Origin of the sequence: Pseudomonas sp. NPDC088429, assembly GCF_044753305.1 — a bacterium.
In the GTDB taxonomy this organism is placed as follows: domain Bacteria; phylum Pseudomonadota; class Gammaproteobacteria; order Pseudomonadales; family Pseudomonadaceae; genus Aquipseudomonas; species Aquipseudomonas rustica.
Map to the genome: position 1 here is coordinate 36,533 of NZ_JBIVMX010000042.1, position 10,207 is coordinate 46,739.

The 10,207-nt window shown below is 60.9% G+C and carries 10 protein-coding genes; all 10 read left to right on the top strand.

The genetic code is table 11. The features are described from left to right. A partial coding sequence (fliF, locus tag ACIP66_RS19490) for a flagellar basal-body MS-ring/collar protein FliF (RefSeq protein ID WP_400650093.1) occupies positions 1–1,690 on the top strand: 1,690 nt, incomplete at its 5' end. Next, the gene (fliG, locus tag ACIP66_RS19495; RefSeq protein ID WP_053118356.1) at positions 1,683–2,702 is read left to right on the top strand and encodes a flagellar motor switch protein FliG; all 1,020 of its coding nucleotides are present in this window, start codon (positions 1,683–1,685) and stop codon (positions 2,700–2,702) included. The genes fliF and fliG, both read left to right, overlap by 8 nt. Before the next feature lie 4 nt (positions 2,703–2,706). After that, entirely contained in the window at positions 2,707–3,513 is an 807-nt protein-coding gene (gene fliH / locus ACIP66_RS19500; RefSeq protein WP_400650096.1) for a flagellar assembly protein FliH, read from the top strand. After that, a complete protein-coding gene (fliI, locus tag ACIP66_RS19505; RefSeq protein WP_053118360.1) occupies positions 3,503–4,861 on the top strand; it encodes a flagellar protein export ATPase FliI in 1,359 nt (452 codons plus the stop codon). The genes fliH and fliI overlap by 11 nt, the downstream gene beginning before the upstream one ends. A 6-nt stretch (positions 4,862–4,867) precedes the next feature. After that, positions 4,868–5,320, top strand: a complete 453-nt coding sequence (fliJ, locus tag ACIP66_RS19510) for a flagellar export protein FliJ (RefSeq protein WP_053118362.1) — start codon at positions 4,868–4,870, stop codon at positions 5,318–5,320. A 154-nt stretch (positions 5,321–5,474) separates the two neighbouring features. After that, on the top strand, positions 5,475–5,780 hold the full coding sequence (locus tag ACIP66_RS19515; protein WP_159812646.1) for an STAS domain-containing protein: 306 nt from the start codon (positions 5,475–5,477) through the stop codon (positions 5,778–5,780). Positions 5,781–5,785: 5 nt separating this feature from the next. After that, on the top strand, positions 5,786–7,489 hold the full coding sequence (locus ACIP66_RS19520; protein WP_400650101.1) for a SpoIIE family protein phosphatase: 1,704 nt from the start codon (positions 5,786–5,788) through the stop codon (positions 7,487–7,489). Positions 7,490–7,520: 31 nt separating this feature from the next. Beyond that, positions 7,521–7,868 (top strand): Hpt domain-containing protein, encoded by a 348-nt coding sequence (locus ACIP66_RS19525; protein ID WP_053118368.1) that lies wholly within the window; start codon positions 7,521–7,523, stop codon positions 7,866–7,868. A gap of 105 nt (positions 7,869–7,973) precedes the next feature. Beyond that, entirely contained in the window at positions 7,974–9,335 is a 1,362-nt protein-coding gene (locus ACIP66_RS19530) for a flagellar hook-length control protein FliK (RefSeq protein ID WP_400650104.1), read from the top strand. A 307-nt stretch (positions 9,336–9,642) separates the two neighbouring features. Continuing rightward, positions 9,643–10,146, top strand: coding sequence for a flagellar basal body-associated protein FliL (gene fliL, locus ACIP66_RS19535; RefSeq protein WP_053118371.1), 504 nt, complete (start codon positions 9,643–9,645; stop codon positions 10,144–10,146). Positions 10,147–10,207 lie beyond the last annotated feature (61 nt).

Sequence of the window (10,207 nt, forward strand, 5' to 3'; positions counted from 1 at the left end):
CGAGATGACCATGCTGCGTCAGGTGGGCCTGTTGGTCGGCCTGGCAGCGAGCGTGGCGATTGGCTTTGCCGTGGTGCTGTGGTCGCAGCAGCCGGATTACCGTCCGTTGTACGGCAGCCTTGCCGGCATGGACGCCAAGCAGGTCATGGACACCCTGGCCGCCGCTGACATTCCTTACAACGTCGAACCGAACTCTGGCGCCTTGCTGGTCAAGGCCGAAGACCTGTCCCGTGCGCGGATGAAACTCGCTGCCGCTGGTGTCACTCCCAGCGACGGCAATATCGGTTTCGAAATCCTCGACAAGGAACAGGGTCTGGGCACCAGCCAGTTCATGGAAGCGACCCGTTATCGTCGCGGCCTCGAAGGCGAACTGGCACGCACCATTTCCAGCCTGAACAACGTCAAGGGTGCCCGCGTGCACCTGGCGATTCCGAAAAGCTCGGTGTTCGTCCGTGATGAACGCAAGCCAAGCGCTTCGGTTCTGGTCGAGCTGTACTCCGGTCGTTCGCTGGAGCCGGGTCAGGTGATTGCGATCATCAACCTGGTGGCGACTTCCGTTCCCGAGTTGAGCAAATCGCAGATCACCGTCGTCGACCAGAAGGGCACCTTGCTCTCGGATCAGGCGGAAAACTCCGAAATGACCATGGCCGGCAAGCAGTTCGATTACAGCCGCCGCATGGAAAGCATGCTCACCCAGCGCGTACACAACATTCTGCAACCGGTTTTGGGCAACGATCGCTACAAGGCTGAAGTCTCGGCCGACATCGATTTCAATGCCGTCGAATCCACCGCCGAGCAGTTCAACCCGGATCAACCGGCGTTGCGCAGCGAGCAGTCGGTCAACGAACAACGCACCGCCAGCAATGGCCCGCAAGGTGTGCCGGGTGCCTTGAGCAACCAGCCGCCGTCGCCAGCCTCGGCACCGCAGACCACCGCCAATGCCGCCGCGCCGGCTGCCATGGTGCAACCGGGTCAGCCACTGGTGGATGCCAACGGTCAGCAGATCATGGATCCGGCCACCGGCCAGCCAATGCTCGCGCCGTACCCGGCAGACAAGCGTCAACAATCCACCAAGAACTTCGAGCTCGACCGTTCGATCAGCCACACCAAACAGCAGCAGGGTCGCCTGAATCGTCTGTCGGTGTCGGTGGTGGTCGACGATCAGGTCAAGGTCAACGCGGCCAACGGTGAAACCACCCGCGCGCCGTGGACCGCCGACGAATTGGCGCGCTTCACTCGTCTGGTGCAGGACGCCGTCGGTTTCGACGCCAGCCGTGGCGACAGCGTCAGCGTGATCAACATGCCGTTCTCCGCTGAACGCGGTGAAGTGATTGCCGACATTCCGTTCTACTCTCAGCCATGGTTCTGGGACATCGTCAAACAAGTGCTGGGTGTGTTGTTCATCCTCGTGCTGGTGTTCGGCGTGCTGCGTCCGGTGCTTAACAACATCACCAACGGCGGTCGCAGCAAAGAGCTGGCGCTGGGCAGCGATGTCGAGCTCGGTGGCATGGGCGGTCTGGATGGCGAACTGGCCAACGACCGCGTCAGCCTCGGTGGTCCGCAATCCATTCTGCTGCCTAGCCCGAGCGAGGGTTATGACGCGCAGCTGAATGCAATCAAGAGTCTGGTGGCAGAAGACCCGGGTCGCGTGGCCCAGGTCGTGAAAGAGTGGATTAACGCAGATGAGTGATAACCGAGCCGCCAGCGTCAAACTGAACAAGGTCGACAAAGCCGCGATTCTGCTGCTGTCCCTGGGTTCGACCGATGCCGCACAAGTGTTGCGCCACATGGGCCCGAAAGAGGTTCAGCGGGTCGGCGTGGCCATGGCGCAGATGGGCAACGTCCATCGCGAGCAGGTCGAGCAGGTGATGAGCGAGTTCGTCGACATCGTCGGCGACCAGACCAGCCTCGGCGTCGGCTCCGACGACTACGTGCGCAAAATGCTCACCCAGGCATTGGGCGAAGACAAGGCCAACGGCCTGATCGACCGCATCCTGCTCGGTGGCAACACCAGCGGCCTCGACAGCCTGAAATGGATGGAACCGCGCGCCGTTGCTGACGTGATCCGCTACGAACACCCGCAGATTCAAGCGATCGTGGTGGCCTACCTCGACCCCGATCAGGCCGGTGAAGTGCTCGGCAACTTTGACCACAAAGTGCGTCTGGACATCATCCTGCGCGTGTCGTCGTTGAACACCGTGCAGCCAGCGGCATTGAAAGAGCTGAACCAGATTCTCGAGAAGCAGTTCTCCGGCAACTCGAATGCCTCGCGCACCACCCTGGGTGGCATCAAGCGTGCGGCGGACATCATGAACTTCCTCGACAGCTCGATCGAAGGCCAGCTCATGGACTCGATCCGCGAAGTCGACGAAGACCTGTCCGGTCAGATCGAAGACCTCATGTTCGTGTTCAACAACCTCGCCGATGTCGACGACCGTGGCATTCAGGCGTTGCTGCGCGAAGTGTCTTCCGACGTGCTGGTGCTGGCCCTCAAGGGTTCGGACGAAGGCGTCAAAGAGAAGATCTTCAAGAACATGTCCAAGCGTGCCGCCGAACTGCTGCGCGACGACCTCGAAGCGAAGGGCCCGGTGCGCGTCAGCGACGTCGAAACCGCGCAGAAGGAAATCCTCACCATCGCCCGCCGTATGGCCGAAGCCGGAGAAATCGTCCTCGGTGGCAAGGGCGGCGAGGAAATGATCTAAGCCCATGGACAAGCATGACGAGTCTGTGACGGATCTGATCCGCGCCCGCGATGTTCGTGGTTTCGAATCCTGGGCGCTGCCGAGCTTCGACCCGCCAAAACCGGAACCCGAGCCGGAGCCCGAGCCTGAACCGCCGGAAATGGAAGAAGTGCCGCTGGACGAAGTCCAGCCACTGACCCTGGAAGAACTCGAAAGCATCCGTCAGGAGGCTTACAACGAGGGCTTTGCCATTGGCGAAAAGGAAGGTTTCCACAGCGCCACCCTCAAGGTGCGTCAGGAAGCCGAGGTCGCTCTGGCGGCGAAACTCGCCAGCCTTGAGCAGTTGATGGCCAACCTGTTCGAGCCGATCGCCGAGCAGGATACGCAGATCGAAAAGTCGCTGGTCGACCTTGTGCAACACATCACCAAACAGGTGATCCAGCGCGAACTGGCCATCGATTCGACTCAGATCGAACACGTCATGCGCGACGCCCTCAAGCTGTTGCCGCTGGGCGTCGACAACGTGCGTCTGTACGTCAATCCGCAGGACTTCGAGCAGGCCAAAGCCTTGCGCGAACGTCATGAAGAAACCTGGCGCATCGTTGAAGACGAAGCGCTGCTGCCGGGCGGTTGCCGGGTCGAAACCGCACACAGTCGCATCGATGCGAGCATCGAAACCCGCGTTGGTCAGGTCATGGCCAAGCTGTTCGATCAGTTGCACGAACAGGCGTTGCACCCGGCAGACGCGGATCTGAGCCTGGACATTCCTGAAGACGTAAAACCGGCGGCCACTGCTGAAGAGCCGCTTGCGGACGCCCCCGATGCGCCTTGAACGCACCAGTTTCGCCAAGCGCCTGGGCAGCTATGCCGAGGCCGTCGAAATTGCCGGGGCGCCGATTCTTGAAGGTCGCCTGCTGCGCATGGTCGGCCTCACCCTCGAAGCCGAAGGCCTGCGTGCCGCCATGGGCACGCGCTGCCTGGTGATAAACGACGACAGCTATCACCCCTCGCAGGTGGAAGCGGAAGTCATGGGTTTCTCCGGCAGCAAAGTTTTTCTGATGCCGGTCGGCAGTGTCGCCGGCATCGCCCCGGGCGCCCGCGTGGTGCCGCTCGCTGACACCGGACGTTTGCCGATGGGCATGAGCATGCTCGGTCGCGTGCTGGATGGTGCCGGTCGTGCGCTGGACGGCAAGGGCGGGATGAAAGCCGAAGACTGGGTGCCGATGGACGGCCCGACGATCAACCCGCTCAACCGTGACCCGATCAGCGAACCGCTGGACGTCGGCATTCGTTGCATCAACGGTTTGCTGACGGTGGGGCGTGGTCAGCGTCTCGGTCTGTTCGCCGGTACTGGCGTTGGTAAATCCGTGCTGTTGGGCATGATGACCCGCTTCACTGAGGCCGACATTATCGTCGTCGGGCTGATCGGTGAGCGCGGTCGAGAAGTTAAGGAATTCATCGAGCACAGCCTCGGTGAAGAAGGTCTCAAGCGCTCGGTGGTCGTCGCCTCTCCGGCGGACGATGCGCCGCTGATGCGTCTGCGCGCGGCGATGTACTGCACGCGCATCGCCGAGTATTTCCGCGACAAGGGCAAGAACGTCCTGTTGCTGATGGATTCGCTGACGCGTTTCGCTCAGGCCCAGCGGGAAATCGCTCTGGCCATCGGCGAGCCGCCAGCGACCAAGGGTTATCCGCCGTCGGTGTTCGCCAAGCTGCCGAAACTGGTGGAGCGCGCCGGTAATGCGGAGAAGGGCGGGGGTTCGATCACCGCGTTCTACACCGTGTTGTCCGAAGGCGATGACCAGCAGGATCCGATTGCCGACTCGGCGCGAGGCGTGCTCGACGGCCACATCGTGTTGTCGCGGCGTCTGGCTGAGGAAGGTCATTACCCGGCCATCGATATCGAAGCGTCGATCAGCCGGGTGATGCCGGCCGTGGTCTCGGTTGAGCACATGCAGCGTGCGCAGTATTTCAAGCAGTTGTGGTCGCGCTATCAGCAGAGCCGCGACTTGATCAGCGTGGGTGCCTACGTTGCCGGTGGCGATCGCGAAACCGATCTGGCGATCTCCCTGCACCCGCAGTTGGTGCGCTACCAGCGTCAGGGGCTCAACGACAAAATCAACATGGGCGAAAGCCAGGCCTACCTGGAAACCCTGTTCGCCCCAGCGGCGGGCGGGTAACCGGTCATGGCTGCCGTCAGTCGAGCCGCGCGTCTGGCGCCGGTGGTGGACATGGCTGAAAAAGCCGAGAAAACCGCCGTGCAGCGCCTCGGTTACTTTCAGGGCCAGGTGAAGGTGGCCGAAAGCAAGCTCGCCGACCTTAATGCCTTTCGTCTGGATTATTCCGAGCAGTGGATCGTGCGCGGCAGCACCGGCGTGACCGGGCAGTGGTTGCTGGGTTTTCAGGGGTTTCTCGCGCAACTCGATACGGCTGTTGATCAGCAGCGGCAGAGTTTGAACTGGCACCAGAACAATCTCGATAAGGCGCGCGAGGCCTGGCAACAGGCGTTTGCCAAGGTCGAAGGCTTGCGCAAACTGGTGCAGCGCTACCGCGAAGAAGCTCAGCGGCTTGAAGACAAACGCGAGCAGAAATTGCTCGACGAATTGTCGCAGCGCCTGCCACGGCATGAACCCTTTTAGAAGATCAAAAGATCGCAGCCTTCGGCAGCTCCTACACGCGATCCCTGTAGGAGCTGCCGAAGGCTGCGATCTTTTGACGTTGCTTGTTCCTTGCCCCGAGGTCCGTCAGATGCTAAACCTTGTACACGTTCGTCAATGACAAGGAAGCCAGTCAATGTCAGTCGTTGCAGAAGTCTCACCGGATGGGAAAAAGCTCAGAATCTCGGTCAAAGGCCGATTCGATTTCGGCAAACATCAGGAATTTCGCAATTCCTATGAACGGGTCGACCCCGAGCCAAACTCCTACGAGCTGGATCTGAAAGAGACCACTTATCTGGACAGTTCCGCGCTCGGGATGCTGCTGCTCCTGCGGGATCACGCGGGCGGTGATGATTCGGACATCCGGGTGGTCAACCCCAACTCCGACGTGCGCAAAATCCTCGCCATCTCCAATTTCGACAAACTCTTCGACATCACGTGACGGCCATGCAGGCGCAAGAGCCGCTGACCATCCTGATCGCCGAAGACAGCGCCGCTGATCGCCTGTTGCTGTCGACCATCGTCCGCCGTCAGGGCCACGAAGTGCTGGCGGCCGCCAACGGTGCCGAAGCGGTCGAGTTGTTCCGTCAGCAGCAGCCACAACTGGTGCTGATGGACGCAATGATGCCGGTGATGGACGGCTTCGAAGCGGCGCGGCAGATCAAACTGCTGGCCGGCGAAACGCTGGTGCCGATCATCTTCCTGACCTCGCTCAGCGAAAGTGAAGCACTGGTGCGTTGTCTGGAGGCGGGCGGCGACGACTTTCTGGCGAAGCCCTACAACCAGATCATCCTTGCCGCCAAAATCAAGGCGATGGATCGCTTGCGCCGCCTGCAAGACACCGTGTTGCAGCAACGCGACCTGATCGCCAAACACCACGATTACCTGCTCAACGAGCAGCGCGTGGCCAAAGCGGTGTTCGACAAGGTCGCGCACTCCGGTTGTCTCAGCGCGCCGAACATTCGCTACCTGCAATCGCCTTACGCGCTGTTCAACGGCGACCTGCTGCTGGCGGCGTATACGCCGGCGGGCGACATGCATGTGCTGCTCGGTGATTTCACCGGCCATGGGTTGCCGGCAGCGGTGGGCGCTATGCCGCTTGCCGAAGTGTTTTACGGGATGACCGCCAAGGGTTACGGCCTGGCGGAAACCCTGCGCGAGATGAACGCCAAGCTCAAACGCATCCTGCCGGTCGACATGTTCTGCTGCGCCACGTTGCTGTGCCTGAGTTCGCTGCGGCGCTCGGTGGAAGTGTGGAACGGCGGCATGCCCGATGGTTATCTGCACAGGCTCGCGACGGGTGAGCGGGTTCCGCTGAAAGCACGGCATTTACCGCTCGGCGTGTTGAGCGCGCAGGCCTTTGATGACAGCACCGAAGTGCATGCGATGGCCGTCGATGATCGGGTGTTTCTGCTGTCCGACGGCGTCATCGATACCAGCGATGCCAATGATCAGCTGTTCGGTGTCGAGCGCTTGCAGCAAGTGTTTGCCGCCAATCGTGAGCCTGACCGGTTGTTCGAGGACATCGAGCAGGCGCTGCGGGATTTTCGTGGCGAGGCGCGCGACGATGTCAGCATGGTTGAAGTCAGCCTGCTCGCGCCGGCGCAGCTCAAACCAACGGCGCCGGTGTATTCCGACAGCGGCCAGTCATGCCCGCTCGATTGGTCGGTGAGTTTCGAGTTTCGCGGTGCCACGCTCAAGCGCTTCAACCCTTTGCCGTACCTGTTGCAGTTGCTGCTGGAAGTGCATGGCCTGCGCGGGCAGAGCGGCGCGTTGTACAGCGTGCTCGCCGAGTTGTATTCCAATGCGCTGGAACACGGCGTGCTCGGTCTCGATTCCAGTCTCAAGCGCGATGCGGCGGGGTTCGCGCGTTATTACGAACAACGCAACACGCGGCTGGAAGCATTGCAGGACGGCTACGTGCGCGTGCATTTGCAGGTCACGCCGCAAGAGCAGGGCGGTTGTCTGGTGATTCGCGTTGAAGACAGCGGCAAGGGTTTTGATGTGGCGCGGGTGATGGAGCGGCCGCTGGAAAATGTCCGTTTGTCGGGACGTGGGGTCAGCCTGGTGCGGCAACTGGGGCGCAACGCCAGTTGGTCGGACGAAGGTCGTAGTGCCCGCGTGGAGTTTTTCTGGGAGGTTCAGGCATAATCCGCGCAATTCTTGATCAAGGAGTGAACAAGTGACTGACCCACATGTGGATCGCGACGTACTCGATACTTTGCGTGACGTCATGGAGGAGAACTATCCGGATTTGCTGGATACCTTCCTGACGGATTCCGAAAGTCGCTTGCAGGAGCTGCAAGCGACCGCCGATGCCGAAAAGCTGTCGGAGGTCGCTCACAGCTTGAAGGGCAGCGCGAGCAACATGGGCGCTGTTCGCCTGGCCGAGTTGTGCCAGGCACTGGAGTCGGACGCCAGACACAAAAGCCCCGCTGAAATCGTCAAACTGGTCGCTGAAATCAGCCTCGAATTTGATGGCGTTCGCCCGGTTTACGAAAGCGAACGGCAGCACACGCATACTCATTGAACCGGCCGCCGGACGCTTTTCTCAAGCGTTCGGCGAAACTGGCCCGGCACTTGCAATCAATTTTCTCAACTGTACTTACGAGCCCCGTGCAGCGGAGACCGTTTCATGCCTGCGACCCCCAATATCCTTCTTCAGAATGCCGCTCAGGCCAAGGCGCAAGCTGCCTCGGCCAAATCGTCGGCGATGGCCGCAGAGCCCGTAGATAAAGCCTCCAGCTTCGCCAAAGTGTTCGCCGATCAGGGTGCGAACAAGCCTGTTGTCAGCACCGATAATCCGGCGAAAACCGCGCGCGACAAAGCCGCTGACAGCGCTGGCAAGAAAGACCTCGCCAAGGATCAATCTGCCGCCCCGGCTCCGGCGGTTGCCGATAGCGGCAATGCCTTGCCTGCTGACAAATCCGCGGCGGCCGATGACGCCGCTGCCAGCGATGACACTACCGATCCTGCGCAAACGCCGGTTGCCGACGCCAGCGTGACTGATCCTGCGCTTGATCCGGCCTTGGCCGTCGCCGTGCAACCGGTGGCTGCGCCTGTGGTGCCAGCCCCGGTTGCCGCTGCACCGGCGCAACCTGAAGCCGAAACACCAGCAGTCGCCGTGTTGCCAGCAGTCAAAGACCCGGCGGCCTCGACCGATAGCGATTTCGACCCGGCAGCCGATCCGCTCGATTCGATGCCGGCGGTGCGTTTGGCGATGGAGCAGGGCGGGCATATTTCCGCTGCCAGTCAGGCGCAACCGAAAACCACCTCGGCACAGGCTCAGGCTGACGGCGAATTGACCTCGGCGCAGAACTTCGCCGCTGGCATGGCCAGCATGCTCGACGTGCAAGCCGACAAGGACAGCACCAGTCAGGGCGGCGACAAAGCGTTCAGCGGCCTGATCGATGACGGCCTCAAAGACCTCAAGACTGCGACCAGCGATACCCGCGTTGATGATTTCGCCAACCGCCTCGCCGCGTTGACGCAGGCTGCCACACCAAAAACCGCGAACGCCGTGCCGGTGAATCAGCCGATCGCCATGCATCAGAACGGCTGGACGGAAGAAGTGGTCAACCGCGTCATGTACCTGTCCAGCGCCAATCTGAAGGCGGCGGATATTCAGCTGCAACCGGCCGAGTTGGGGCGCCTGGATATCCGCGTGAATCTGGTGCCGGATCAGCAGACCCAGGTGACGTTCATGAGTGCGCATCCGAGCGTGCGGGAGGCGCTCGACAGCCAGATGCATCGCCTGCGCGAGATGTTCACGCAGCAGGGCATGGGCCAGGTTGACGTTAATGTGTCCGACCAGAGCCGTGGCTGGCAGGGCCAGCAAGGTCAGGAACAGGCGCAGCAGGGGCAGAGCGGTCGTACCAGCGCGGCGGGTGGTCGTCTGGATTCTGCGGATGATGAAATAGCCCCGGTCAGCGCGGCCGAGATTGCTGCCAACACCACCAGCGTCATCGGCAGCAGCGCCGTCGACTATTACGCCTGATTGATCGCTGAACCAATCAAAAGCCCCTCACCCTAGCCCTCTCCCGGAGGGAGAGGGGACTGATTGGGGGATGCTGGCGAAGTTCGCCGACCTGATGTTTTTGCTGTGAATCTGTAATCGACCCGGTCTTTCAGGTCGATGTTTGACGCCCGACACCTCGGTCGGCCCCCTCTCCCTCCGGGAGAGGGCTGGGGTGAGGGTGCTTTTGACTTTGTCGTTCTCTCCGCAACACCGACACTTCTGGCATAACACTTGCTCTTGCCTTGCCGTGCGACTGTGAAAACCTGATTAGTGACGGATTATTGGCATGGCGAAGAGCGAAGCTGCAGCAGTAAAAGACCCCGCAACCAAAGGCAAACTCAAGCTGATCATCATGATCGTGCTCGCGTTGCTGTTGGCCATTGGTGCATCCGTGGGGGCGACCTGGTTCTTCATGCACAGTGCCCAGAGCAAACCAGAGGCTGCGGCTGAAACCGCCCCGACCGGCAAACAACCGGCGATTTTCGAACCGATGGCGCCGGCCTTCGTTGCCAACTACAACCAGAACGGCCGTCAGCGCTACATGCAGGTGAGCATCACCATGCTCGGGCGCAATCAGGCCGATCTGGAAGCGCTGAAAGTGCACATGCCGGTTATCCGCAACAACCTGGTGATGCTCTTCTCCGGTCAGGATTTCGCCACACTGGCGACGCCGGTCGGCCAAGAGATGTTGCGCCAGAAGGCCACCGCCAGCGTTCAGGAAGTGGCGCAGAAAGAACTCGGCAAAGTGGTCATCGAACAGTTGCTTTTCACTAATTTCGTACTGCAGTAGGAACACGACATGGCCGTGAAGGATATTCTGTCCAATGATGAAAACGAAGCTCTGAATCACG